This is a genomic window from Methylobacterium sp. E-041 (genome assembly GCF_022829665.1).
Taxonomy (GTDB): Bacteria; Pseudomonadota; Alphaproteobacteria; order Rhizobiales; family Beijerinckiaceae; genus Methylobacterium.
Window position 1 is genome coordinate 1 of the sequence record NZ_JAKSYQ010000089.1, and the last position, 25,348, is coordinate 25,348.

At 70.4% G+C, this 25,348-nt stretch carries 20 protein-coding genes and 1 tRNA gene; 7 read left to right on the forward strand and 14 right to left on the reverse strand.

The features are described 5' to 3' along the window. Positions 1–1,432 (forward strand): hybrid sensor histidine kinase/response regulator (locus MKK70_RS08885; protein WP_243947001.1); only part of this gene is annotated, 1,432 nt, incomplete at its 5' end. Between the two features lie 666 nt (positions 1,433–2,098). Here the strand turns inward: MKK70_RS08885 and MKK70_RS08890 are convergent. Next, entirely contained in the window at positions 2,099–4,321 is a 2,223-nt protein-coding gene (locus tag MKK70_RS08890; protein ID WP_243947003.1) for a xanthine dehydrogenase family protein molybdopterin-binding subunit, read from the reverse strand. 14 nt (positions 4,322–4,335) lie between these two features. Beyond that, complete coding sequence (locus MKK70_RS08895) at positions 4,336–4,806, reverse strand: (2Fe-2S)-binding protein (protein WP_243947005.1); 471 nt, start codon at positions 4,804–4,806, stop codon at positions 4,336–4,338. A 133-nt stretch (positions 4,807–4,939) separates the two neighbouring features. On the opposite strand from MKK70_RS08895, the gene MKK70_RS08900 reads away from it, so the two are divergent. Then, complete coding sequence (locus MKK70_RS08900; protein ID WP_243947007.1) at positions 4,940–5,536, forward strand: hypothetical protein; 597 nt, start codon at positions 4,940–4,942, stop codon at positions 5,534–5,536. 720 nt (positions 5,537–6,256) lie between these two features. Here MKK70_RS08900 and MKK70_RS08905 read toward each other — a convergent pair. The 3 genes from MKK70_RS08905 to MKK70_RS08915 form a co-directional block, all read right to left on the reverse strand. After that, the gene (locus MKK70_RS08905; RefSeq protein WP_147724764.1) at positions 6,257–6,955 is read right to left on the reverse strand and encodes an HAD family hydrolase; all 699 of its coding nucleotides are present in this window, start codon (positions 6,953–6,955) and stop codon (positions 6,257–6,259) included. Between the two features lie 174 nt (positions 6,956–7,129). Further along, entirely contained in the window at positions 7,130–8,035 is a 906-nt protein-coding gene (locus MKK70_RS08910; protein WP_147858527.1) for an SDR family oxidoreductase, read from the reverse strand. A gap of 143 nt (positions 8,036–8,178) precedes the next feature. Then, a complete protein-coding gene (locus MKK70_RS08915; protein ID WP_243947113.1) occupies positions 8,179–9,432 on the reverse strand; it encodes a flavin monoamine oxidase family protein in 1,254 nt (417 codons plus the stop codon). Between the two features lie 395 nt (positions 9,433–9,827). Here MKK70_RS08915 and MKK70_RS08920 point away from each other — a divergent pair. Beyond that, positions 9,828–10,996, forward strand: a protein-coding gene (locus tag MKK70_RS08920) for an IS3 family transposase (RefSeq protein WP_243947010.1) whose coding sequence is annotated in 2 segments (ribosomal slippage) — positions 9,828–10,092 and positions 10,092–10,996 — 1,170 coding nt in all. Because the reading frame shifts where the segments join, the coding sequence is not laid out codon by codon here. Between the two features lie 112 nt (positions 10,997–11,108). Here the strand turns inward: MKK70_RS08920 and MKK70_RS08925 are convergent. The 3 genes from MKK70_RS08925 to htpG all read right to left on the reverse strand — a co-directional run bounded on the left by MKK70_RS08925 (position 11,109) and on the right by htpG (position 13,957). Continuing rightward, positions 11,109–11,834, reverse strand: a complete 726-nt coding sequence (locus tag MKK70_RS08925; RefSeq protein WP_243947012.1) for a DUF6538 domain-containing protein — start codon at positions 11,832–11,834, stop codon at positions 11,109–11,111. A gap of 96 nt (positions 11,835–11,930) precedes the next feature. Then, positions 11,931–12,020: transfer RNA gene (locus MKK70_RS08930), tRNA-Ser, on the reverse strand. 107 nt (positions 12,021–12,127) lie between these two features. Continuing rightward, entirely contained in the window at positions 12,128–13,957 is a 1,830-nt protein-coding gene (gene htpG, locus MKK70_RS08935; RefSeq protein WP_243947014.1) for a molecular chaperone HtpG, read from the reverse strand. A 285-nt stretch (positions 13,958–14,242) separates the two neighbouring features. Here htpG and MKK70_RS08940 point away from each other — a divergent pair, with 285 nt between their 5' ends. Both MKK70_RS08940 and MKK70_RS08945 read left to right on the forward strand, forming a co-directional pair. Continuing rightward, entirely contained in the window at positions 14,243–17,677 is a 3,435-nt protein-coding gene (locus tag MKK70_RS08940) for an ATP-binding protein (protein ID WP_243947023.1), read from the forward strand. Further along, complete coding sequence (locus tag MKK70_RS08945; RefSeq protein ID WP_243947025.1) at positions 17,670–18,581, forward strand: response regulator transcription factor; 912 nt, start codon at positions 17,670–17,672, stop codon at positions 18,579–18,581. Before MKK70_RS08940 ends, MKK70_RS08945 begins: the two co-directional genes overlap by 8 nt. A 36-nt stretch (positions 18,582–18,617) precedes the next feature. Here MKK70_RS08945 and MKK70_RS08950 read toward each other — a convergent pair whose 3' ends face one another. Genes MKK70_RS08950 through MKK70_RS08960 form a run of 3 tightly spaced genes read right to left on the reverse strand, consistent with a single transcriptional unit; the run spans position 18,618 to position 20,586 of the window. Further along, on the reverse strand, positions 18,618–19,277 hold the full coding sequence (locus MKK70_RS08950) for a peptidase C15 (RefSeq protein WP_243947027.1): 660 nt from the start codon (positions 19,275–19,277) through the stop codon (positions 18,618–18,620). Further along, entirely contained in the window at positions 19,274–20,263 is a 990-nt protein-coding gene (gene meaB / locus MKK70_RS08955; protein ID WP_243947029.1) for a methylmalonyl Co-A mutase-associated GTPase MeaB, read from the reverse strand. Before meaB ends, MKK70_RS08950 begins: the two co-directional genes overlap by 4 nt. Beyond that, a complete protein-coding gene (locus MKK70_RS08960) occupies positions 20,260–20,586 on the reverse strand; it encodes a hypothetical protein (RefSeq protein ID WP_243947031.1) in 327 nt (108 codons plus the stop codon). Before MKK70_RS08960 ends, meaB begins: the two co-directional genes overlap by 4 nt. A gap of 80 nt (positions 20,587–20,666) precedes the next feature. Here MKK70_RS08960 and MKK70_RS08965 point away from each other — a divergent pair, with 80 nt between their 5' ends. Continuing rightward, positions 20,667–21,704 carry an alpha/beta hydrolase gene (locus MKK70_RS08965; RefSeq protein ID WP_147728879.1) on the forward strand — a complete coding sequence of 346 codons (1,038 nt, stop codon included), beginning with the start codon at positions 20,667–20,669 and terminating at the stop codon, positions 21,702–21,704. A gap of 94 nt (positions 21,705–21,798) precedes the next feature. Here MKK70_RS08965 and MKK70_RS08970 read toward each other — a convergent pair whose 3' ends face one another. After that, a complete protein-coding gene (locus MKK70_RS08970; protein ID WP_147843400.1) occupies positions 21,799–22,686 on the reverse strand; it encodes a transglutaminase-like domain-containing protein in 888 nt (295 codons plus the stop codon). Positions 22,687–22,939: 253 nt separating this feature from the next. Between MKK70_RS08970 and MKK70_RS08975 the strand changes: the two genes are divergently transcribed. Next, positions 22,940–23,293 carry a hypothetical protein gene (locus tag MKK70_RS08975; protein WP_147728881.1) on the forward strand — a complete coding sequence of 118 codons (354 nt, stop codon included), beginning with the start codon at positions 22,940–22,942 and terminating at the stop codon, positions 23,291–23,293. 126 nt (positions 23,294–23,419) lie between these two features. Here MKK70_RS08975 and mdcH read toward each other — a convergent pair whose 3' ends face one another. Then, the gene (mdcH, locus tag MKK70_RS08980; protein ID WP_243947033.1) at positions 23,420–24,340 is read right to left on the reverse strand and encodes a malonate decarboxylase subunit epsilon; all 921 of its coding nucleotides are present in this window, start codon (positions 24,338–24,340) and stop codon (positions 23,420–23,422) included. Then, positions 24,337–25,206, reverse strand: coding sequence for a triphosphoribosyl-dephospho-CoA synthase MdcB (gene mdcB / locus MKK70_RS08985; protein WP_243947036.1), 870 nt, complete (start codon positions 25,204–25,206; stop codon positions 24,337–24,339). The genes mdcH and mdcB overlap by 4 nt, the downstream gene beginning before the upstream one ends. Positions 25,207–25,348: the final 142 nt, after the last annotated feature.

Here is a 25,348-nt window from a genome sequence, read left to right on the forward strand (position 1 = left end):
GGCCGTAATCGGCTACTCCGAGATGCTCGAGGAAGAGGCGGAGGAGCTCGGTCAGGAGAGCCTCCTCAAGGATCTCGGAAAAATCAAATCGAACGCCCAGCACCTCCTCGGCCTGATCAACGACGTGCTCGACCTGTCGAAGGTCGAGGCGGAGAAGATGGAGCTCTACCCCGAGGACATCGACGTCGCCGCCTTCGTCATGGACGCGGCCGCCACCGTCGAGGCGCTCGTCGGGAAGAAGGGAAACGTCCTCGTGCTCGACGTGGCCGATGGCGTCGGCCGAGCCCGAACGGACGCGGTGAAGCTGCGCCAGTGCCTGTTCAACCTGCTCTCGAACGCCGCCAAGTTCACCGAGGGCGGCACCATCACGCTGGAAGCCGGGCGCGAGGCGGGTATCCGCGGCGGCTGGCTCCAGTTCACGGTGCGGGATACGGGCATCGGCATGAACCCGGAGCAGGTCGGGCGCCTGTTCGAGCGCTTCACGCAGGCCGACGAGAGCACCACACGCAACTATGGCGGCACCGGTCTTGGATTGGCTCTAAGCCGCGCCTTCGCCCAGTTGCTCGGCGGCGACATCTCCGTGACGAGCGTCGAGGGCGAGGGAACGAGCTTCACCCTGCGCGTGCCGGCGGTGGCACCGGACCGGACGGTCGATGTCGCGCCGGATGCCGTACCGGAGAACGGCGAACGCATGGATGACTTGGTGCTGGTGATCGACGACGAGGCATCCCAGCGCGAGCTCATGACCCGGTTCCTCGAACGCCAGCGCTTTTCCGTGCGCACGGCGGCGGACGGGCGCACCGGCCTCAACCTCGCCCAGTCGCTCAAGCCCCGCGCCATCCTCCTCGACGTCATGATGCCCGAGATGGACGGCTGGTCGGTGCTCGCCGCTCTCAAGTCGGATCCCGAGACTGCCGGCATCCCGGTGGTGATGGTGAGCTTCGTTGCCGACGCGACGCTCAGCGCCTCGCTCGGTGCCATCGAGGCGGTGCCGAAGCCGGTGGACTGGGCGCGCCTCCGGACGATCCTGGATCAGTTCCGGGCAGCGGACGGCGACGTCCTCGTGGTCGATGACGACGCGGACATGCGGCACCGCCTACGGACGGCCCTCGAACGCAACGGCTGGAGCGTCCGCGAGGCCGGCGACGGCCGCGAGGCGCTCAAGCAGGTCGGGCTTGGCGTGCCGCGCCTCGTCCTTCTCGATCTCACCATGCCGGTGATGGACGGGTTCTCGTTCCTTGACCGCTTGCGAAGATTGCCGGGTTGCGCCGATGTGCCGGTAGTGGTCCTCAGCGCCCGGGACGTCACGGCCGAGGAGCGGGACCGGTTATCAGAAGCCGATCGCGTTTTGCGAAAGGGAGATTCCAGTCTCCAGGACATCGCCACCGAATTGCGCAAGCTCGACAACCGTCAGACCAGCAAGTCGGCCTAGAATATCCGATCGATCTGCCGTCCCTAGAGTTTTTCAGTTAAACCATGAGGTCTTGGATCGCCGCAACAATCCTGCATCCTACGAACCGCCTGCCAGTGAGCAAGATTAACTGACCCAGATCACTGAAATGGCGCAGAGAATATCCACTGTCGGGTGCCTCCTACATCCCTTGTTGCATCCGTGTGGAGTTGGATGCGGAACGTCCGCTTCCGGGTAAACCTGCAACGAGCGCCTGTGGGGCTTTGCGGATCCGATACCACGTCTCACAGCCTAGCAATATCTAAGCACTTTAATGTCGGAGGGCAGCGTGAAGCGCCTTCGGCAGGGTCGGTGGGAGTGTCTTCTCGCCTCGTCGGCATAGGCAGGCGGTCCGCTCGCGATGTTAGGGTAGGCCCCCAACGGCTCCATCCTTGTCCGGCCGCCGTCGAGGAGCCAGCGTACGGGACGAACGTAAAGCAGCAGATGTTCGAGCGCCGCCACGGTGCGGTCAAAGGGTGCCGGACCGGACCCCGGCACGGGCCGGCCCATGCCAGCCGCCTCGATCAAGCTGCGTCGATCCCGGCGGCCGAGGCACCACCCGGCGTCCGCGGCGCGGCCGGCGGATCGCGATCCGGGCCCGCGCCGCGGGACCGGCGCCACGCCCCGACGATCCTGCCTGCTCGCGTTTCAGGCCCCCTGCAGAGCCGCCTTCACCTTGGCCGGGGTGAACGGCACGGACCGCACGCGTACGCCGGTCGCGTCGAAGACTGCATTCGAGACCGCCGCCGGCACGATGGCGGCGGACGGCTCGCCGGCGCCCCACGGCTTCTCGGTTGGCCGGTCGATCAGGTCGATCACGACCTCGGGCACGTCCGGGAAGGTCAGGATCGGGTAGCTCGACCAGTCGAGGCTCGTCACGGCGCCGCGATCGAAGGTGACCTCCTCCAGCAGCACCCGGCTGACGGTCTGGATGACATTGCCGTCGAGCTGGTTGCGCACGCCGTCGGGGTTGATGATCTGCCCGCAATCCTGGACCACGAAGAAGCGCGGCACGCGCACCTGCCCGGTGCTGCGATTCACTTCGACCTCGGCCACGCCCGCTACGTAGGTGCGATTGAGTTCGTACTTCACGTAGGAGATCCCGCGGCCGCGCAGCACGTCGCCCGCGGCGTCTTTCACCGGCGAGGGGCGCGCCCGCCACATGGCGAGTTCGGCAACCCGCTTCAGCACCTCAATGCCGCGCGGATCCTTCAGCGCCCGCAGGCGGTACTCCAGCGGGTCGGCGCCGGCTGCCGCCGCGCACTCGTCGAGGAAGGCCTCGTTGGCGTAGGTGTTCTGCATCCGCCCGGGGGTGCGGATCCAGGAGGGCCGGAACGGCGTCGAGGCCAGCCGGTGGCAGACCGTGCGCACGTTCGGAAAGGCGTAGGGCAGCGCCGAGTTGCCGATGATGTTGCCCGGCGCCATCGTAGTCTCGTGCGGCAGATCGGCCAGCGAGGCCGCCACCAGCGGCACGTTACCGGCCGCCCCCTCCGGGATGTGGAACTGGGAGGACCAGGCGGTGACGTTGCCCTGCGGGTCGAGCCCGGCCTTCAGGTCGATCAGGGTCGGCGGTCCTTTCGGATCCCAGCCGTGCTCGTCGGCGCGCGACCACTGGACCCTCACGGGGCGGCCGACCGCGCGGGCGAGAAGGGCGGCGTCGCCCGCCGCGTCCTCGTGGCCGTTGCGGCCGTAGCAGCCCGAGCCCTCGACGTAGATGCAGCGCACCGCCTCCGGCGCGAGGCCGGTCATCGCCGCGAGCTGCTTGCGCAGGGCGTGCGTCATCTGCGAGGCCGTCCAGCAGGTCAGGAACCCGTCCTTCAGCTCTGCGATGGCGCAGGACGGCCCGATCGAGCCGTGGGTATGGATGGCGAAGTCGTACGTCGCTTCGAGCTTCCGGGCCGCCTGTCCGAGCGCCGCCTCGGCATCGCCCGTGCTGCTCGTGACGTCGTCCTTGGTGACCTTCGTGGCGCGCACGTGCTGCCAGAGCTTGCCCTGCTCGGGCAGGCCTTCCCATTCCGACCACGTCGCCTTCAGCTGCTTTGCGGCCTTCACGGCCGCCCACTCCTTCTCGGTGACGATGGCCAGGAAGTTACCCTGGCGCACGACCTTGATCAGTCCTGGGATGTCCGCGACCGAGGCCTCATCCACGCCCTGCAGATCCGCCCCGATGGTCGGGGGACGGACCACCCGCGCATGCACCATGCCGGGCACGCGATAATCCTGCATGTAGGTGAAGCGGCCGGTCATCTTCTCGGGTATGTCGACCCGCGCCACCGGCTTGCCGACGAGGGCGAACTGAGCCGGATCCTTCGTCTTGACCGCCGGATCGACCTTGAGGTCGAGGCGCCCATCCTTCACGAGATCGGCGTAGGAGAGGCCCCGGCCGCCAGCTTTCGGCCGGACGGTGCCGTTCTCGCTCACCAGCTCGTCGGCCGGTACGCCGAGGCGCTCGCTGGCCATCTGCACGAGGCGTGCGCGGGCCGTCGCCGCCGCCTGCCGGATTTCGACGCCGCCCTTCTGGATCGAGAGGCTCCCGTAGGTCGGTCCCTGATCCGGCGTCAGCGCCGTATCGCCCTGGACGACGGTCACGCGGTCGAGCGGCAGGTCGAGTTCCTCAGCCGCGATCTGCGTCAGGGCGGTCTCGACCCCGGTGCCGAGATCCACCTTGCCGGAGAAGATCGTGGCGTGACCGTCGGCGCCGAGCGCCAGGAAGCTGTCGACGCGGTCCGGGGCGACGGGCTTCGCGAAGCCGTTGGTGGCGACCGGCGCGAAGCTCTGGGCGCTGGCGCCGCGGCCGGACAGCGAGAAGCCGACCACGAGGGCGCCGCCCTGGAGGAGCAGGCTGCGGCGGGAGAGGGCGGGTGCGGTCATGACAACAACCTCTGTCAGAGTGTGCCGGCCGCGCGCTGGACGGCGCGCACGATCCGCTGATGGGTGCCGCACCGGCAGAGATTCTGGGCGAGCGCCTGCCGGATGGCGGTCTCGTTGGGCTTCGGCGTCTCGTTGAGCAGGGCGGCCGACTGCATGATCATGCCGTTGATGCAGTAGCCGCATTGCGCCGCCTGCTCGACGATGAAGGCCGCCTGCACCGGGTGCGGCTTGTCCAGGCTGCCGAGCCCTTCGAGCGTCACGATCTTGGCCCCCGCCCTTAGGCTCGAGACCGGGGTGATGCAGGAGCGCACCGCCTGCCCATCGACATGCACCGTGCAGGCGCCGCACTGGCCCAGCCCGCAGCCGAAGCGCGGCCCGTGCAGGCCGAGATCATCGCGTAGCACGTAGAGGAGCGGCGTATCGGGGTCGTCCACGCTCACGGGCGCCGCGCGCCCATTCACGTCCAGCGACATCAGCTGCACCATCGGGCATCTCCCTGGAACCATTCTCGGGTGCTCGGCCTATACCCGGCGTAGACCCGGAGCAACGCGGCGGCGTGACAGCGATTCCCATTCGCTGCAGGAAGCCGTGCTGCCCCCGGCGCCGTCAGGGAAGCGCATGCCCTCGCAGAACCGCAGCCGATGCATCCTCGCTCTCGTCCTCGCGCTGTCCGCGGGCCCCGCAGGGGCCGCCGAGCGCCTCGCTCAGGATTGGCCCGAGCCGTCCCGCAAGGCCGCTGAAGCCGTTGCTGACAAGTACGGCGCACCCCAGGAGCAGACGGCGACACTGCTGATCTGGCACCGCAACGGGCCTTGGATCCGGACGGTGGTGCACAAGATGGGAGCCGAGCACGATTTCCCGGCCAAGCACAACGACGTGTTAGAGCAGAGCTTGCCCTACAAAGTCCCGCTCAATTTCTTCAGCGCGGTCGCCACCTTCAACGGCAGCGTCATTCCGGACCGGACGCGAGGCACGCTCACCGCCTACGGCGCTAGCGAGGCCGAGAACGTCCTGAGCCTGAACCTGGCCCGGGCGGTGGTGCGCGGCGAGCTCACGGCGGAGCAGGCACGTGATAAGGAAGTTGCGGCTGCGCAGGAGTTGGCGAACGGACAGGAGCCGGACCTCGCGGCCAAGCTCTCGCTCGATCAGCAACAGGAGGGCGACGCCTCCGACCCAGACACCGCGATGATCCTGCCGCCCAGCCAAAAGCCATAGTCCGGAGTACGCGGCCCTCTGCTCTGGCAACGCGTTGATCCATGGGCGCCCGCTGCCTCGATCTCAGATTCTCATGCCGCGCAGTTCTCGACACTCTACCCCATGCGTTGAATACGGTGGTGAAGGCTGGAGCGCCCTGTTCTAATCCGCGCACGTCGGCCGCCGCATCCTGCCGGCCGGGCATCGGGGCATCCGCGATCTCCCGGCGAAACGGCGCGATCCAGTCGTGAAGTGGCCGCCGCGCGCTGGACCGGCTCGTTTGAGGCCGACGCTCGGGACTGTGCGTCAGACGCTTAGAACGATCTTTCCGAGAGGCTCGTTTTTCCTCATGCGGGCGAGCATGATCGGCGCCTCGGCTAGCGCGTAGCGGCTGTTGAATGACTGATGGAAACTTCCGGCTACCATCGCCGGCCACAGGTCGGTTCGGACGCGCACGGTGCGCTTCATCAAGCCCTGCGAGCAGAGCCTACTGTGGTTGGCAGCGGGGGGCGATGCAGCCTCGCCCTGCATGAGCGTTGTTGTCGAGGTTCGCTGCAGAGAACGTCGACGTTTGCGGCGAACCTACTTTGGAGCGGACCAGCGGCTTTCGGCCAGCATCGGCCGCCGCAGACCGCCTGCCTGAGCGTTTCAGACGGGTGGGATGCGGAACGTCCGCTTCGGATCGCCGTGCCGAACTGGCTGAGCATCATCTTTAGGCATCAGGTTCCTCGCGGCGTTCGCTCACTCCGGCGAGAGCAGGTCCGGCAGGCGCGAGAGATCCTTGAGCGACGCATGCGGTGGCCATGCAAGGTTCGGCGGTTCGCCCACCCGGTCGATCCACACGGAGCGGATTCCGAGCTCGTGGCAGACCTTGAGGTCGGTGAACTGCCCCATGCCGACATGGATGGTTTCCTCTTTCCGCACGCCCATGGTCTTGTAGGCGTGTAGGAAGAGCCCGTGATCGGGCTTATAGGCATGGGCCTGCTCGGCCGTGACGACGAAGTCGAGCGGCACTCCGATGGCCGCGACGGTGCCTGCGATCAGGTCGTCGTCCGTGTTGCTGATGACCGCCAGCCGGTAGCGTGCGCGGAGACGGTCGAGCGCCGCGGCAACCTCGGGGTGCGGCTCGATACGTCCCAGGACCCTCAGCAACGTGTCGCCGTCCTCGGGCTTGGCCGTATGGCCGGCATCGGCGAGGGCCTCGGCTAGGGCGGATCGCAGGATCGACTTGTAGTCGCGGAATTGCGGACGCTTCTGCCGCTCTACCGCAGCCTCTCGCAATCGATCGGCCAGGATGGCCGCTTGCTCCTGCGCATCGGCTTCCGGGAGGCGACGGGCAAGGATCGCGTGGGCCGCCGACCGGACGGCGTCATGCCACCGGACCAAGGTGCCGTAGCAATCGAAGGTGATGACCTTCGGCATCGGTTGAAGCTGCAGCATGATCGGTCCCACCGGGCGAGCCAAGTAGAGTATCCCCGCCTGCAACGCCTGGCGTCCACCCCCTCGAAGATCTGTAGCGCGCGTACGGCTCGGGCGAATGCCACGTTTGTCTCGAACAGGCAGTGCCAAGCATGACAGCCGGCGGGAAGCGGTTTTCCCGCCGGTTCGGCGAATTCACGCGGTGCCGTTGCCACCCGTCGCGCCGTAGACCTCGCCGGTGACGTAGCTCGCCTCCTGGCTGGCCAGGAAGACGTAGACCGGCGCGAGTTCCACCGGCTGGCCGGGGCGGCCGAGCGGCACCTCAGATCCGAACTTCTCGACCGCCTCCTGCGGCTGCCCGCCCGAGGGCTGCAGCGCGGTCCAGAACGGGCCGGGCGCCACCGCGTTCACGCGGATGCCTTTTTCGATGGACTGCTTGGCCAGCGCCTTCGTGAACGCGATGATGCCGGCCTTGGTGGTGGCGTAGTCGACCAGGATCTTGGGTGGGTTGTAGGCCACGACCGAGGCCGTGTTGATGATGGACGCGCCGGCCGGCAACAGGGGCATCGCCGCCTTGGTGATCCAGAACATCGCGTAGAGGTTGGTCTTCAGCGTCCGGTCGAACTGCTCGTCCGTGATGTCGCCGATGTCCGTCTGGTTGGTCTGCTTGCCGGCGTTGTTGACGAGGATGTCGAGACCGCCGAGCTCGACCACGGCCTTGTGCACCAGGGTGTCGCAGAACGCCTTGTCGGTGATGTCGCCGGGCAGCAGCACCGCCTTGCGGCCCTCCGCCTCGATAAGCTTCGCCACCGCCCGGGCGTCCGGCATCTCGGCCTCGACGAAGCTGAGCGCCACGTCCGCGCCCTCGCGGGCGAAGGCGATGGCGGCCGCGCGCCCGATGCCCGAATCGGCGCCGGTCACCAGGGCCTTGCGTCCGGCGAGGCGGCCGTGGCCCCGGTAGCTGGTCTCGCCGTGGTCCGGCTTCGGGTCCATCGCGCCGGCGAGGCCGGGCGCCTCCTGCGGTTGCCGCTTGAACGGCGGCTGCGGGTATTGGGTGCGCGGGTCCTGCATCTTGAGGCGGTGGTCGGAGGCGTCGGTCATGAGGTTGTCCTGGCGCGCCGGTTTCGTACGGGACAGCCCGTGCGGCGCGCGTGTCGGGTGATGCTGTCCGGGAACTTCGGAAATCGGCCCCGCCCCCGGATGTTCCGGCCCCTGCGGCCATGCGGACGCCTCCGGGACCTCGCCTAGGCCGCTTCGCCCCGCCTGTCCCCGAGCGCCGCCAAGGCCTCGTCGGCGGCCCGTATCCCGCTGTCGTGGGCTCCGTGTGCAGTGGTGAAGTCGAAAGGATGCGTCGCCTCGCCGGCGAAGAACAGGCGGTCCTCGAATGGCCGGGCCAGCCGCGCCCGCGCATCGGATCGTCCCGGCAGGGCGCAACTATACGCCCCACCGATGGACGCCATCCGGCTCCAGGACGTCGCCGCGAGGGGGCGGATGGCCGACGCCACGTCACTGCCGAACAGGGCGCCCAGTTCGGCCGACACGTGGGCGAAGCCGGCGGCCGGGCCCCCCTCCGCCACGATACGGGCGCCGTCGCCCCCGAGGAACGCCTCGATCACCGGCCATCCGTTCGGTCGGATCGAGTAGGCAGCCGACCTTGGGTCGTGCAGGTTGCCGTAGGCATGCGAGTCCGGCTCGAACGCTGCGTTATGCCTGATCTCCAGGAAGATCTTTTCGTTGCGGCCCAGCGGCAGGGCGGCGGCCGCCTCGCGCCAGGGTTCGGTCCCGGCGGGAAGGCGGATCGCGTCGCCGGCCAGGACCGCGGTCGAGATCGTGAGGATGGCGGCCCCGGCGCGGATGGTGCCGGCGCGGGTGGTCACGGCGACGCCGTCCGTCGTCAGGTCGATCCGGTCGGCGGGGGTGGCGAGCCGCAGCGTCGTCGTGGACGGCAGGCTGGCAGCGACCAACGTGCCGTAGCCGGACGGCAGATGCCAGTTCCGGCCCGTCGAGGCATCGTCGTAGGCGAGGTAATCGGTCGCGGAGATCTGCTCGGGCGCCATGCCGCTCATGAAGCCGGCGATGGCCCGCGCGTAGGCGTTCCAGGGGCCGCCCGGCTGAAGGGCGTCGCTGGCCCGGTCGCTGCCCGCCGCGACGATGCGGAGCCGGTCTTCCCAGTCGCCGTACGCCCTTTGCGCCGCCTCTTGTGCGTGCTCATCATGCTCGATGCCCGGGTGGGCCTTCGCCCATGGCGGTTCGCCTCGGTCGACCGGGAAGCCCGATGCCTCGGCGATGCCGACCCATGCATTTCGTTCGCCGGAGTGGAGCCATTCGCAACCGAGGTCGAGCGGGTACCCTCCGATGTCCTGCGTCCACGCGCGGCCTCCAAGGCGCGCAGATGCCTCAAGCAGCAAGGCCGATGAGCCTTGTGCCGCGAGCCGCCGGGCGGCACCGATGCCGGCGGCGCCTCCCCCTACGATGATGACGTCGAACGCGCTGCCCATTGGGGGCAAGGTGAGGTCTGCCGACACGACTTCCAAGATAGCTGCGCCGGTTGCACTCAACGTCGTCTGCACACCCGCGGCTCATTGAACTTCAGACGGCGACCCCGCCGTCCTCCGGGCTGGGCGTCCGCCTCCGGCGCCCTCGCTCACGGATCAACCGTTGCGGTACATTCGCTCGTCGATGGCGCCTCCCCTGACCGTCTCGGGCGCCAGGCCTGCACGTGCTCGCCGGCCTCGTGAACCAGGTCCGCGCCGATCCGCAGGGTGATGTCGCTCACGTGGATCGCCTTGCGCTCCGGCAGGATCTCCCGGATGACCCGACGACAGAAATGGCCTGCCCCCTGAAAAGTGGTCCTCCCTGAGGTATGGCTTCGAGCCATGTGGAGGATGTTGTCATGGGACGGAAAAATCATACGGCTGAAGAGACCGTCGCCAAGCTGCGCCAGGTTGATGTCTTGGTCTCGCAAGGCCGTAAGGTCGCCGAAGCAATCCGGTCGATCGAGGTGACGGAGGTCACGTACTACCGCTGGCGTTTTGAGTACGGTGGCTTGAAGGGTGATCAGCTCAAGCGGCTAAAATCTTTGGAGACGGAGAATCAGCGGCTTCGTCGGGCGATCTCCGATCTGACCTTGGAGAAGCTGATCCTGAAGGAGGCAGCCTCGGGAAACTTCTGAGCCCGGCTCGCCGCCGGGCGTGTGTCGACTACGTCGTTGCCGAGCATGGCGTATCGGAACGCTTCGCTTGCCGTGTCCTGGGCCAGCATCGTTCGACCCAACGCAAGGCCGCCGTGGTGGTCGAGGACGAAGCTGTTCTGACGGCTGCGATCGTCGCCCTGGCGCTGCAGCATGGATGCTACGGCTATCGTCGGGTTACGGCCTTGCTCCGGCGTGACGGCTGGACGGTGAACGTGAAGCGGGTCGAACGGATCTGGCGCCGCGAGGGCCTCAAGGTTCCCGCTCGCCAGCCGAAGCGGTCGCGGCTCTGGCTCAACGACGGCTCGTGCCTGCGACTGCGGCCGGAGCGACCTGACCACGTCTGGTCGTATAACTTCGTCGAGCACCGCACGCACAACGGGCGCAAGTACCGGATGCTGAACGTGATCGAGGAGTTCACGCGCGAGTGCCTCACCATCCGCGTATCCCGCAAGCTGAAGGCCCTCGGAGTGATCGACGTGCTCTCGGATCTGTTCAGCCTGCGCGGTGTGCCGGGTCATGTCCGCTCGGACAATGGACCTGAGTTCATCGCTCGATCTGTCCGAGACTGGATCGCAGCGGTCGGATCAGCAACGGCCTACATCGAGCCAGGCAGTCCGTGGGAGAACGGGTATTGCGAGAGCTTCAATGCGAAGCTGCGCGATATACTTCTCGACGGCGAGGTGTTCTACACCCTCAAGGAGGCCTGCATCGTGATCGAGCAATGGCGGAGGCACGGCAACACCCTCCGACCGCACTCGTCGCTCGGCTATCAGCCGCCCGCGCCGGAGGTCGTCATCTGGCCAACCGAACCGAGCAGCTCAGCGCCGCTCGCACAACCCGCCATCGTCACGCGACCGACGATGCACTAACTTCGAACCTGGGCCACAGGATAGGGGCAGGCCAGTCCACCGGCGCACCTTGCTGGAGAACGTATAGAAGGTTTTCTCGGTCGGCGCCTGATCCGTCTTCCAGCCTCAGAATTTACTCCGGGCTCGGTGCCTCGATCCTCTCCTGCTTCGGCCGAGACACGGCCTCCGTTCGAAGGTCTCCCTTCGGCGGGGGCGAGGGTGTGGGTCGGGTATTCCCGGAGTGCCGGTCCTTGATGATGGTCATCACCTCGAGTTCGGCTTCGACGAACGCCAGATGGAGACGACGATCCCCTGGCGATCCGAACGCGATGTTCAGTCCGGCATCGAGCACGGTCATCATCGCATCGAAATCGAAGTGCGTGGCGGTGCAGTCGCCGCGCGCGTTGGCATCGCGCAACTCGGCCTCCCGCAACGCGATCTCCCGCCCGAGTGCGTCGAACCCTTCGCGACTGAGGGGGTCGGCGCCCCGCCGCCGCGCTTCCTCCGAGGCGAGCTTGCGATGGCGGAACGTCGCGACCAGACCCTGAAGAACCGTGTCGTCGAGGTCCGAGAGTTTCGGCTGAGCGCTGAGAGCCAAACGGCGCTTCGCCAAGCGGACGAGTGTGTCCGCCTCGCCATCCAGCCGGCGGGCCCGATCGCGTGCCACGTCCGCGTCGCGGGTGCCGAGGCTGACCCAGAACTCCCGGCCGGCCCGCCTTCCCTTCAGCGAGACGGGCGCGCTTTCGTCGAAGATGCCAGGCCCCGCCGTTCCGAGCACGGCCGGCATGTCGGCGCGCAGCGCATCCGGGATGGTGCGACGGACATAGAAGATGCCCCGACGCTGGACGAGACCCACCATCTGCCTCTGGCTTCGTCGCACGCCCTCGTAGCAGGAGCGCGCTGAAAGCCCACGGCATCAGGAAGATACCGCTATCACAATGGCTTAAGGCTGATTTGGCGGAGAGGGGGGGATTCGAACCCCCGATGGGCTTGCACCCATGCCGCATTTCGAGTGCGGTACAATCAACCGCTCTGCCACCTCTCCGCGAGGTGCCTCGTCGAGACCGGCGGTGCCTAGCATGAAGCACCGCCGGATCACAAGCCGGAATGCGATCTTTCGATCGTCGTCGTCGGCGAAGGTCGCCGTGCGCCTCAGGCTTTCGCGGCAAGCGCCGCCGCGACGACCTGGGCGAAGGCGACCGGGTCGCGCGGGGTGTCGCCGTCCTGGATGCGGGCGAGGTCGAGGAGGGTGCCGGCGGCCGGGGCGACGGCGTCCTCCGGGCCTTCGGCCAGCGCGCGGATCAGCGGGTGGCGCGGGTTGATCTCCAGGATCGGCTTGCCGCCGCCGGCGGCGCGGCCCGCCCGGCGCAGCAGGCGCTGCATCTGGAGGTCGGGGCCGCTGCCGCCGGCGGCCAGCACCACGGCGCTGTCGACGAGGCGGTCGGTGGCGCGCACGTCCGAAACGTCCTCGGACAAGGCCGCCTTGATCTTCGCGACGAGGCCCTCGATCCCGGCCGGGGGCTCGCCCGCGTCGCCGTCGCCGGCGAACTTCGAGAGGTCGAGGGCGCCCTGCGTCACCGAGCGCAGCGGCTTCTCCTCGAAGCGCGCGAGCTGCTCGGGCCAGAACGCGTCGACGTGGTCGGAAAGCAGCAGCACCTCGAGCCCGCGGGCGCGGAAGCCTTCGAGCTGGGGCGAGCGCGCGAGGGCGTCGGCGTCGTCGGCGACGAGGTAGTAGATCGCCTCCTGGCCATCCTTCATCCGCGCGACGTAGTCGGCGAGCCCGGTCCAGCCCTCGACCGCGGAGGACTTGAAGCGCAGCAGCGGCGCGATCTCGGCCCGGCGCTCGTGGTCCTCGTAGATGCCCTCCTTCACCACCGGACCGAAATTCTCCCAAAAGGCCTGGTAGCCCTCGGCGTCCTTGGCCCGGCTCGTCAGCTCGGAGAGCACCCGGCCGGTGACGGCGCGGCGGATCTTGGCCAGCGCCGGCGTGGTCTGCAGCATCTCGCGCGAGACGTTGAGCGGCAGGTCCTCGGTGTCGACCACGCCCTGCACGAAGCGCAGCCAGGACGGCAGCAGCTTGGCGTCGTCGGTGATGAACATGCGCCGGACATGCAGGCGAACCTTGCTCTCGCGCTCGCCCTCGACCGCCTGGAACGGCTTCATCCCGGGCACGAACAGCAGCGCCGAGAACTCGAGCGCGCCCTCGGCGCGCCAGTGCAGCGTCGCCCACGGCTTGTCGAAGTTCATCCCGACCGAGCGGTAGAACTCCTCGTACTGCTCCGGCGTGATCTCGGATTTCGGCTTGCGCCAGAGCGCGGTGCCCTGGTTGGCCGATTCCTCCTTGCCGTCCTCGACGATGGCGATCGGCACGGTGATGAAGTCGGCCCATTTGCGCACGAGATGGTCGAGCCGGTAGCTCTCCAGGTACTCGTCGGCGTCCTCCTTCAGGTGCATCACGATCGTGGTGCCGGGTTCCTCGCGGGTCGCCGGCTCGAGCGTGTAGCTGCCCTGGCCCTCCGAGGCCCAGGTCCAGGCCTCGTCGGTGCCCGCGCGGCGCGAGGTGACGGTGACCCGGTCGGCGACCATGAAGGCCGAGTAGAAGCCGACGCCGAACTGGCCGATCAGGCTCGGCTTCTCGTCGGGCTTGGCCTCCGCCAGCGTCTGCGAGAAGGCCCGCGTGCCCGAGCGTGCGATGGTGCCGAGGTTGGAGGCGAGGTCCTCCTTGCTCATGCCAATGCCGGCATCCGAGACCGTCAGCGTGCGCGCCGGCTTGTCGGGGGTGATCCGCACCTTCGCGTCGGCGGGCAGCGCGCTCGCCGCCGAGGTCAGCGCCTCGAACCGGCGGCGATCCATCGCGTCGGCGGCGTTGGCCACCAGCTCCCGCAGGAAGATCTCGCGGTCGGAATAGAGGGCGTGGACCACGAGATCCAGCAGCCGCCCGACTTCGGCACCGAATTCGTGCCGCTCCACCGTCTCGCTCACGTTCGTCGCTCCACTTCACAAGGCGCCGCCGGACGAAGTGGACGTCGGTTCGTCGTCGGGCAGCGCATCAGGACAGGTCCGCGCGGCGCCCTATCCCGCAGGACCCGGGGCGCGGATGCGGTGGCGATATGCCGTCGCGGCCCCGCGAATTCAATGCTGTCGGCCCCCCGCGAGCCGCGCGGGCGGCGCACGATTTTTGCGTATCCTGCGCCGATCCGGCCTATCGATGCCGCACGGTCCGCGGGCCACGCCGTCCGGGGACGATTCGGGACCGACCACCACGCCATGAGCGGGCGCCAGCACATCATCCCGATCCGCCGGGACTACAACCGCCTCGTCGCCGACGAGACGCTGGAGGATTACGCGCTGCGCTTCACCGCCAAGAAGGCGCGGCGCTGGTCCGCGTTCCAGGTGGCGCAGACGGCGCTCGGCTCGCTCTCGTTCCTGGCGCTGGAGGCGATCGGCGGCACGCTGGTCCTGGCCACCGGCTTCCCCAACACGCTGGCCGCCGTCCTCGTCGTCGGCGTGCTGATCTTCGCCACCGCCGCGCCGATCACGATCTACGCCGCCCGCTACGGCGTCGACATGGACCTGCTCACCCGCGGGGCCGGCTTCGGCTATCTCGGCTCGACCGTGACCTCGCTGATCTATGCGAGCTTCACGTTCCTGTTCTTCGCCATCGAAGCCGCGATCATGGCCTTGGCGCTGCAGCTCTGCTTCGGCCTGCCGCTGTGGATCGGCTATCTCGCCTGCGCCGCGATCGTGATCCCGCTCGTCGTCTACGGCATCCGCCTGATCAGCCGGTTCCAGATCGGGACCCAACCCTTGTGGATCGGCCTCAACCTGCTGCCGCTGGCCTGCATCGCCTGGAAGGGCGACGCGCCGCTCGCGGCGATGCTCGCCTTCCCCGGCCTCGCCCCGGGCGCGGGCACCGGACTCGACGCGGCCCGCTTCGGCCTCGCCGTCGGCGTGCTGCTGGCGCTGCTGGCGCAGGTCGGCGAGCAGGTCGACTTCCTGCGCTTCGTGCCGGAGGCGAAGGGGCGGCAGGCGGGGCGGATCGACCGGCGCTGGTGGGCGGCGGTGCTGGCGGCCGGCGCCGGCTGGATCGTGCCGGGGATGCTCAAGATCCTGCTCGGCGCCTTCCTCGCGGTGCTGGCGATGGCGCACGGCGTCGCGCCGGAGAACGCCGCCGAGCCCACGCGGATGTACGCGGTCGCCTTCGGCTACGTCACGCCCTCGCGGGAGGCCGCGCTGCTCCTGATGACCGGCTTCGTCGTGGTCTCGCAGCTCAAGATCAACCTGACCAACGCCTATGCCGGCTCGATCGCGTGGTCGAACTTCTTCTCGCGGCTCACCCACAGCCATCCCGGCCGCGTCGTGTGGCTGGTGTTCAACGTCGCCATCGCGCTGCTCTTGATGGAGCTCGGCATCGACAAGACCATCGCCAGCACGCTGCCGCTCTACGCGGTCGTGGTCTCGGCCTGGGTCGGGGCGCTGGCGTCGGATCTCGCGGTCAACAAGCCGCTCGGCCTGTCGCCGCCCGGCATCGAGTTCAAGCGCGCGCACCTCTACGCCGTCAACCCGGTGGGCACCGGGGCGATGACGCTGGCGCTGCTCGCCGGCTACCTCGCCCATGCCGGCCTGCTCGGGCACGCCCTGCAACCGTTCGCGCCGCTGCTGGCGCTCGGCGTCGCGTTCGCGGCGGCGCCGCTGATCGCCTGGGGGACGGGCGGGCGCTACTACCTCGCCCGGACGCCGAAGGCCGACTGGGGTGACTCCGAGATCGTCTGCCGGGTCTGCGAGCTGCCGTTCGAGGGCGAGGACATGGCCCATTGCCCGGCCTATGACGGGCCGATCTGCTCGCTGTGCTGCTCGCTCGACGCCCGCTGCGGAGACCTGTGCAAGCCGCACGGCAAGCTGGAGGCGCAGGCGCAAGGCGCGCTCGGCCGGATCGTGCCGGCACGCACCGCGGCCTGGATCGGCGCGCCGCTCGGGCGCTACCTCGCCCTGATGCTGACGCTGGTCGCCGTGGTCGGCCTGATCCTCGGCATCGTCCATGCCGGGGCGACGCTGGAGCATCCCGAGCACCGCGCGGCGTTGCGGGCGGCGCTGACCAGCGTGTTCTTCATCCTGATCGTCATCCTCGGCGTCGTCGCCTGGCTGTTCGTGCTGGCCCACGAGAGCCGCCGCGTCGCGCAGGCCGAGACCCGGCGCCAGACCGCGCTGCTCGAGGCCGAGATCGAGGCGCACAAGGTCACCGACGCCAAGCTCCAGGCGGCCAAGGAGACGGCGGAAGCCGCCAACCTCGCCAAGAGCCGCTACGTCGTCGGCATCAGCCACGAGCTGCGCACGCCGCTCAGCGCGGTGCTCGGCTACGCGCAGCTGCTCGAAGGCGACGTCGCGATCCCGCCCGCGCGCCAGAACGGCATCCGGGTGATCCGGCGCAGCGCGCAGCACCTTTCGGGCCTGATCGACGGCCTCCTCGACATCTCGCGGATGGAGGCGGGCCGCCTGCAGATCCACCGCGACGAGATCCGCATCGCCGACGTGCTCGACCAGATCGTCGACATGGTGCGGCTGCAGGCGCAGGCCGCGGGCCTCGACTTCCGCTTCACCCGGCCCGAGATCCTGCCCGCGGTGGTCGCCACCGACGAGAAGCGCCTGCGGCAGGTGCTGCTCAACCTGCTCTCGAACGCGATCAAGTTCACGCAGAGCGGCCACGTCGCGCTCGACCTCAGCTACCGCAGCCAGGTGGCGGTGTTCACGATCCGCGACACCGGGCCCGGCATCCCCGAGGCCGACCTCGAGCGGATCTTCGAGCCGTTCGAGCGCGGCGCGACGCCGGCCGCCGCCGGCACGCCGGGGACCGGGCTCGGGCTCACCATCGCCAACCTGCTGGCGCAGGTGATGGGCGGCGAGATCTCGGTGACGAGCGAGCTCGGCCGCGGCACCGCCTTCCGCTTCCGCCTGATGCTGGCCTCGGTCTCGCGCCCCGCGCCGACGCCGCTTCCGCTGGCCGTCCCGGCCCGGGCCTACGGCGGCGCCCGGCGGACGGTGCTGGTCGCCGACGACGATGCCGGCCACCGCGCGCTGATGCGCGAGATCCTCGAGCCGGAGGGCCTCGTCGTGATCGAGGCCGCCGACGGGGCGGCATGCCTCGCCGCGGCGCAGGCGGATCGGCCCGACCTGCTGCTCCTCGACATCGCGATGCCGGGGCTCTCGGGCTGGGCGGTCGCCAAGCGGCTGCGCGAGACCGGGTTTTCCGGGCGGATCGCGATGATGTCGGCCAACGTCCACGAGATCAGCCCGATCCGCGGCGACGACGCCCCGCACGACGCGATCATCGCGAAGCCCTTCGACCTGCGCGACTTCCTCGAGCGGATCACGCAGCTGCTCGGCCTGGAATGGTCGGGCACGCAGGAACCCGAGCCCGAGCCGCCGCCGGCCCCGGGCACGCCGCCGCCGGAGGCGCCCGCCGGGCCGTCGCCGGAGCAGGTCGGCGACCTGCTGCGCCTCGGCCGGATCGGCCACATCCGCGGCATCGAGGCCAAGCTCGCCGAGATGGCGCAGGATGCGCGCGTGCCGGGCGCCTTCGTGGCGGAGATGCGCGGCCTCGTGGCGGATTTCGACATGCGGCGCTACCTGCGCATCCTCCAGGAGATGTCCGAGCAGGCCGTGGAGCGGACGGTGGATCGGGAAGGCCTCGCCTCGGATGCCTGAGCCGCAGCGCGACATCGTCCTCGTCGTCGACGATTCTCCCGACACCCTCAGCTTCCTCACCGAGGCGATCGAGCGCTCCGGGGCCACCGTGCTCGTGGCGGTGGCGGGCGACCTCGCCCTGGCGCTGGTCGACGAGATCACCCCCGACGTGATCCTGCTCGACGCGATGATGCCGGGCATGGACGGGTTCGAGACCTGCCGCCGCCTCAAGGCGAAGCCGCAGGTCGCGCACGTGCCGGTGATCTTCATGACCGGGCTCACCGAGACCGAGCACATCGTGAAGGGGCTGGGCGCCGGCGGCGTCGACTACGTGACCAAGCCGATCGCGCCGGACGAGATCCTCGCCCGCATCCGCGTCCACCTGGCGAGCGCCCGCGCCGCCCAGAGCGCGCGTGCGGCCCTCGACACCGCGGGCCGCACGCTGTTCGCCGTGGACGCGGCCGGCGCGGTGGCCTGGTGCACGCCGCAGGCCGCGCGCCTGCTCGCCGACCTCGCGGCCGATCCCGGCGCGTCGCTCGCCCTGCCGGCGACGAGCCGCGCCTGGCTGCGCGACGCCCTGGTCGGCGGCGCGGCGGCGCCCTTGAGCCTGCGCGACCGCGAGGGCCGCGCCCACGTCCTCAGCTTCATCGGCCGGACCGGCGACGAGATCCTGCTGCGCCTCTCGCGGGACGACACCGCCGCGGGCCTGGACCGCCTGCGCGATCGGCTTCGCGTCACCGGCCGCGAGGCGGAGGTGCTGCTCTGGCTCTCGCGCGGCAAGTCGAGCCGCGACATCGGCGAGATCCTGGGGCTGAGCCCGCGCACGGTGACGAAGCACCTGGAGGGCATCTACGCCAAGCTCGGCGTCGAGAACCGCACCGCCGCCTCGGTGATCGCGGCGCGGCACCTGCAGGATCTGGGGTGAGCGACGCGGCGGCGACGTGAGACATTCGACGCAGCATCACCGCTTCGAGGCGGCCGCCCGTCCCCGAACGCAAAGGAACAAGGCCACCTGCGTGAGCGCCCGCGCCTGCGCCGCGGGATCGGGTCGGCCGTGCCGCGGGCGCGCCGCGTCGCGGGGCCGCCTCACCGCTGCCGCCGGCGGGATGTGGACGAACAGCACCGGGCAGGGCTCGGCCAGGGCGCGGAAGTAGCTGGCGTTGCAGAGGTAGCGCCCGGCATCGCGCGAGCGCCCCGCCGCCAGCCCGTGCCGGCGCAGGATCGCCAGGGCCTGGGGCGCGACGAAGGCACGGCGGGCCGGCGGTCCGTCCGGATCGAGGGTGAGGTGGGCGGACGGGCGCCCCGACGCATCGGGGTAGAACCGGCTCGCCCGGTTGCAGGCCCGCGCCTCCACGCGGATGCGCTTGGCCCGGGAGGCGACGCCGAGCATCAGCACCGCCGCGGGCGCCTGCGCCAGCGTCGGCACGAGCTGCGTGCCGATCGCGTCGTAGGTGGTGTCCAGCACCCGCACCCGCAGGGCGCGACCGAGGGCCGACCTGAGGCGGCTCGACCTTTCGAGGCGGCGCGCCAGCGCCGCGCTCGGGTTGCGCGGCATGCCGGGAAACGGGCCGAACCCGGTGATCAGAAGAACCGGCGATCCGCTGGAAGCCGCCAGGCTCAAAGCCCGATCAGCTCGGCGATGGCGGCCGCGCCCGCGGCCGGCGAGGCTTCGCCCTGCGCGACGCGGCCTTCCGCCTCCGCCGTCTGCTTGCGCACCTCCGGCGTGCCGACGAGGCGCTGGTGCAGGCGCTCGTGGACGAGCGCCCACATCCACTTCACGTCCTGCTCGCGGCGCTTCCTCGCGATCTCGCCGGTGGCGGTGAGCTTCTGGCGGTGGTCGACGACGCGGTCCCACATCGCGTCGAGGCGCAGGTTGTGGAAGCCCGAGATGGTGACCACCGGCGGCGTCCAGGTGGCGGAGGCCGGCGTCAGGATGTGGAGCGCCGCGCGGTACTCGCCGGCCGCGGCGTTGGCGCGCCGCTCCGCCTCGCCGTCGTCGGCCTTGTTGACCGCGATCATGTCGGCGAGCTCGAGGATGCCCTTCTTGATGCCCTGCAGCTCGTCGCCGGCACCCGGCAGCATCAGCACCAGGAAGAAGTCGGTCAGGTCCGCCACAGCCGTCTCGGACTGGCCGACGCCCACCGTCTCGACCAGGATCACGTCGAACCCGGCCGCCTCGCACAGCAGCATGGTCTCGCGGGTCTTGGCCGCGACGCCGCCGAGCGTACCCGACGAGGGCGACGGACGGATGAAGGCGTTGGCATCGAGGGCGAGGCGGGCCATCCGGGTCTTGTCGCCGAGGATCGAGCCCCCGGTGCGCGTCGAGGACGGGTCGACCGCCAGCACCGCCACCTTGTGGCCGGCGGCCGTCAGGTTGGCGCCGAGCGCGTCGATCGTCGTCGACTTGCCGACCCCGGGCACCCCGGTGATGCCGACGCGGATCGCCTGCCCGGTCTGCGGCAGAACCGCGTCGATCAGGTCCCGCGCCAGCGCCCGGTGATCGGCCCGCTTCGACTCGGCAAGGGTGATGGCGCGGGCGAGCGCGGCCCGGTCGCCGGCGAGCAGCCGCGTGCGGAGCGCATCGATGTCGAGGGAAGGAGGCGTCATCCGCCCTTCATGCCGGGGCGGGCGGCGTTCGTCGAGGGGCACGGACCGGGTCGGCCCGCGCCGATCGCGATCCCGGCATCAGCGCCGCCGGTGCCGGACAGGACGGAGGCGGCGGTGGCCAGGCCGATCGCGCGACGCGCCGGTGACGATCTGGCGATCGAAAGGGTTTCGCGCTGTGAACACGGCGGGTCCTTTTCCGATCGTGAGGCATCCCCCTGCCCTTCCGACCGCCGTATGCCGCCGCCGTTCAGGAGGAGGCTCCCGGCCGCCGCGCCGGATGCCCGCAATCCACCGGACGAACGGTCACGCTTACGCCCTGCCATGGTCATGATCCTGCGGCACAGGCTAGGTCTCGGAGCCGGACACATCGCCGTCTCCCCTCGTGCCGGACAGACCCGAGATCATGCTGCGCCAGCCTCCGACCCGCCGCGCCTTCGTCCGCCTCGGTGCCCTCGGGGGGGCCGCCGTGCTGGCGCCGTCCCTCGGGGGCTGCGTCACGGACAGCCTCTCGACCGGGACGGTCGCGCTGCCCGAGAGGCAGTCGGCCCTCGACGTGATGCCGGTCCTGCTCGTCGCCACCACGCGCAAGCCCGTCGGCAGCCCGCCCAAGCCCCCCTACTTCAACGCCGAGCGCGGACGCGGCCTGAGCTTCGCCGAGGTGCGGCTGTCCCCGCCCGACCGGTCGCTGCTCGGCAAGGTCTCGTCGGTGATCTCCGGCGACTGGACCATCGGCGCGGTGCCGAAGGTCGAGACCGGCCCCGGCGCGGCCAACGCCTTCGCGGAGGCCGCCCTCGGCCGCGACGTGCTGATCTACGTCCACGGCTACCGCGAATCGTTCGAGTCGGCCGCCGTCAGCGCGGCCCGGCTCTCGGACGGCATCCGCTTCCGCGGCGTCTCCGGCCTGTTCACCTGGCCGTCGGCCGCCGCGACCTTCGATTACGGCTACGACCGCGAGAGCGCGCTGTGGTCGCGCGACGCGTTCGAGGACCTGCTGAAGGCCCTCGCGGCGACCCAGAGCGCGGGCAGGATCAACATCGTCGCCCACTCGATGGGCACGCTGCTGACGCTGGAGACCCTGCGGATGCTGCGCGCCGAGGCCGGCGACGCGGCGATGAATCGGATCGGTGCCGTGGTGCTCGCCGCCCCCGACATCGACATCGACCTGTTCACGGGCAGCGTCGCCAAGCTCGGCGCGGACGTGCACAAGATCACGGTGATCTCGTCGACCAACGACCGCGCGCTCGAGCTCTCCGGCGCCATCGCCGGCGGCGTCGTGCGCGCCGGCGCCGCCGACCGCGACCGCCTGGAGGCGCTGGGCGTGCGCGTCGCCGACGCCTCGGATTACGGCGGCGGCCTGATCAACCACGACCTGTTCCTCTCGAACCCCGAGGTGCAGGGCGTGGTCAAGCGCGCGATCTCGCGCGGCGGCAGCGGGGCCTGAGCCCGGATCGTGATCCGGCCCCCGCGACCGCGGGGCGGCGGGCGTCCGCCGGGCCTCATGGGTCCCGACCCATACGACCAAGAATGAACGCTCCTCACCCCATCCGGGTCGTCATGGTCTGCGGCGGCAGCGGCTCCTCCGGCTCCTCGGCGGCCTCCGCGTCGAGGTGGTCGATCACCGCGACGGCGTCGGCCCAGACCCGGAAGCCGACCAGCGGGTTCGGGCCGAAGGTGTGGGTCAGCGGCACGTCGGCGGCGTCGCGCCCGTAGGCGACCATCACCCGGCCGATGCGCGGCGCATTGTTGCGCGGGTCGAACACGTGCCAGCGCCCGCCGAGATAGACCTCCATCCAGGCGCAGAAATCGCCGGCCGGGTGCGGCTCGGGCTCGCCGATGAAGCTGATGTAGCCGGTGCAGTAACGGGTCGGCAGGTTCAGCGCCCGGCAGAACGCCACCGCGAGATGGGTGAAGTCGCGGCAGACCCCGCGCCCGCCCTGGTAGGCGTCGAGCGCGGTGCGGTCGCGGTGGGCGAACTCGTAGCCGAAGGCGAGGTGGGCGTGGACGAAGTCGCACACCGCCTGCACCCGGGCCCAGCCGGGCGGCACGTCGCCGAACAGCCGCCAGGCCTCCTCGGCGAGCAGATCGGATTCGCAGTAGCGGCTCGGCAGCAGGAACAGCAGGGTCTCGGCCGGCAGGTCCTCGACGCGGTGCTGCTCGGCGTCCCGCTCGGCGGGATCGGGCAACCCGTCGTCGGCGACGACCCCGTCGGTGCCGATGGTGAACGCGCCGGCCGGCGCGATCAGGCGGCCGCACAGGTTGCCGAAGCTGTCCCGGTACGTCTCGACCGGCACCTCGGGATGGGTGACGATCGCATCGGGGGCCTCGAGGGCGTCGGCGCAGGAGGGATGCAGGTTGAGCATCACCACCATCGGCACGGGATAGGGGAAGGCGTAGCGCATCTCGCAGCCGAGCCTGATCCGCATCCGGGATGATCCTTCTTTCCTGGGCCGGCGCCGGCCACGCCATGCCGTCGCCGGGTCCAAGCAGGAGGCGGACCGCGGAGGGCTCGGACGGCGCGATAATTCGGGGTTGGCGGGTGTACCGTTCCCCCCTACAGCATCCCCGCGACCGGATTGAGAGCGGTGCGCGGAAGTTCCAGAGCTTTCTTGCGGCGCAGGCGCGAACGGCCCGGATGCGGGGCCTTCCGCAACCACGGTAACCAGAGGGAAGTCAGCGATGTTCACGCTCGAGATCGAGGGCAAAGCCGTGGCGGTCATCAACGGCGACGAGGAGACCGCGCGCGACCTCTTCACCTGCGACGGCTTCAAGGAAGACATCCAGAAGATGACGAGCGACGGCGCGCCGCTCTGGAACGGCACCTCGGAGCTCAAGATCCGCGCCGCCAGCGAGGACGAGATCGAGATCTTCGAGGACGCGCTGGCGGAGGACGACGGCGAGGGCGACTTCGAGGACGATCCGCGCCACGCCGCCGCCAACGACGCCACCACCGAAGAGGGCGAGGACGACGAGGACGAAGCCGACATCGTCTTCCTCCTCGACATCGACGAGGCCGACGCCCTCGATTCGTGACGGGTTCGGGCGCGCTGGCCCGCCGGGCACCGGGCTGCCGGGCCCACTGAACGCTCCGGCGCCCAGCTTCACGTCCCCCCTCCCCCCTCCGCGGGGGGAGGGAGAGCGCTTCGGGCGCAGCGTTCCCTAGGCCGAGAGCCACTCCGTCACGCCCGCCGCGGAACGGAAATCCTCCAGCGCCCGCACCCGCGCGTCGGGGAGCGCCGCGGCGGCCATCGTCGCGAGCGCGTGGCCGGGGCCGAGCTCGAGCACGGTGGTGGCGCCGTATTCCCGGCAGGCGTCGAGGCAGGCCGCCCAATCGATCGTGGTGGCGATCTGGCGCGCGAGCTTGTCGAGCCCGGCCGCGGCATCGAACACGGTGCTGCCGTCGAGCCCGCTGACCAGACGGGGCGCCGTGCGCGCCGGCTTGTCAGGAAGAGCCTCGCGCAGGGTTTTGCGGAAGCGGGCGGCGGCGTCCGCGAGGAGCGGGGTGTGCGACGGCGTCCGCACCGGAAGCAGCACCGCGCGCTGCGCGCCGGCCGCGAGGGCGTCGCGGCGGACGGCCTCCAATCCGCCGACCGCTCCGCCGATCACGACGCTGTCGGGCGCGTTCCGGATCGCGAGGTGGCAGCCCTGCGCGGTCGCCATCGCCGCGACCCGCGCCTGCGGCAGGCCGCGGATGCCGGCGAGGCCGTACCCCGAGCCGGAGGCCGCATCCATCGCCTCGGCTCGGGCCGCGGCGAGCGCCAGCACGGTCTCGGCCGAGAAGCGTCCGGCGCAGCCCCAGGCGGCCAAGTCGCCGATGCTGTAGCCGGCGACGATCCGGCGGCCGGGCGTCGCCTCCGAGAGGAGGGTCCAGGCGGCGAGCGCCGCGACGCAGCACAGGATCTGCCCGGTGCGGTTCTCGTTCAGGGCGTCGCCGCCGGCGCGTGCGAGGTCGCGCGGGTCGGCCTCGAGCAGCGGCCGCGCCGCGGTGAACACGGCCTGCGCCGCCGGCAGGTCGGCGGTGAGATCGAACATTCCGGGATGCTGGGCGCCCTGCCCCGAGCAGAGGATCGCCAGCGTCATGGGCGCGGCGCCTCGATCGCGTCCACGAACAGGGTCATCGCCAGCAGGTCGGCCGCGCCGCCGGGGCTGAGGTTGCGCGCGACGAAGGCGCGGTGGAGGTCCTCCGCCGCGGCGCGCCAATCCGACCGGCCGACGCCGCCGGCCGTGATGAAGCCGGCGGCGGCGTCGCGGGCGAAGGCGTAGCCGGCCTCGCCGCCGCGATGCAGCAGGTTCGTGTCCTCCAAAGTGGCGATGAGCGCGAGGCAAGCCTCGACACGCGCCGCCTCCGGATCGTCCGGCCGCAGGCACCGGCCGCGGTCGAGGGCCGGTAGGCCGACCCCGTAGAGGTGGGGGAAGCCGGAGGCCGCCTCGTGCGGCGCGCCGCCGACCCCGTGGCGGCGCCGGGCCTCGGCTCCGGGGGCGCGCAGCAGGACCGGGCCGTCGAGGATGGCGTCGCCGTAGCGTTGGCGGATCCGGACGCCGAGCCCTCCGGCGGGGATCGTCTCGCCGGTGAACGACCCGGCGGCCGCGCAGAGCAGCCCGAGGCCGAAGATCGCGCCGCGATGGGTGTTCACGCCCCCGGTCGCCGCGCGCATCGCCGCCTCGGCCGCGATGCCGATGCGGCGCAGCGCCGGCATTGTCGCCTCCTGGGCGCCGGCGGCCGCGAGGTCGGCGAGGTAGGGCTCGATCGCCGCCGCGCTCGCCGCGAAGGTGGCGGCGTCCATGTCGGCATGGCTGCCGCTGTCGACGCGGCTGACGAGGCCGGGCTTGGGGTAGGTGTTGAGCTCGAGCCGCAACGCGGTTGCGGCCACGGCCGCGAGGCGCCTGGCGCGCTCGGCGTCCCGCAGAGGCAGGCTCGGGCTCTTGGATCGTGCGGCTGTCGTCATGGCCTCTCGGCTTAGGGGACGGGGAAGGAGCGCCATCGGCTGGTGCCGCCCTCTATCGCCGCCTCGCCCGAATCCGGCAACCGCCACCGGCGCGACGGAAGATGCCGATGAACCTTGGCCCCGTCCGGTCGTTGCCGGTCCG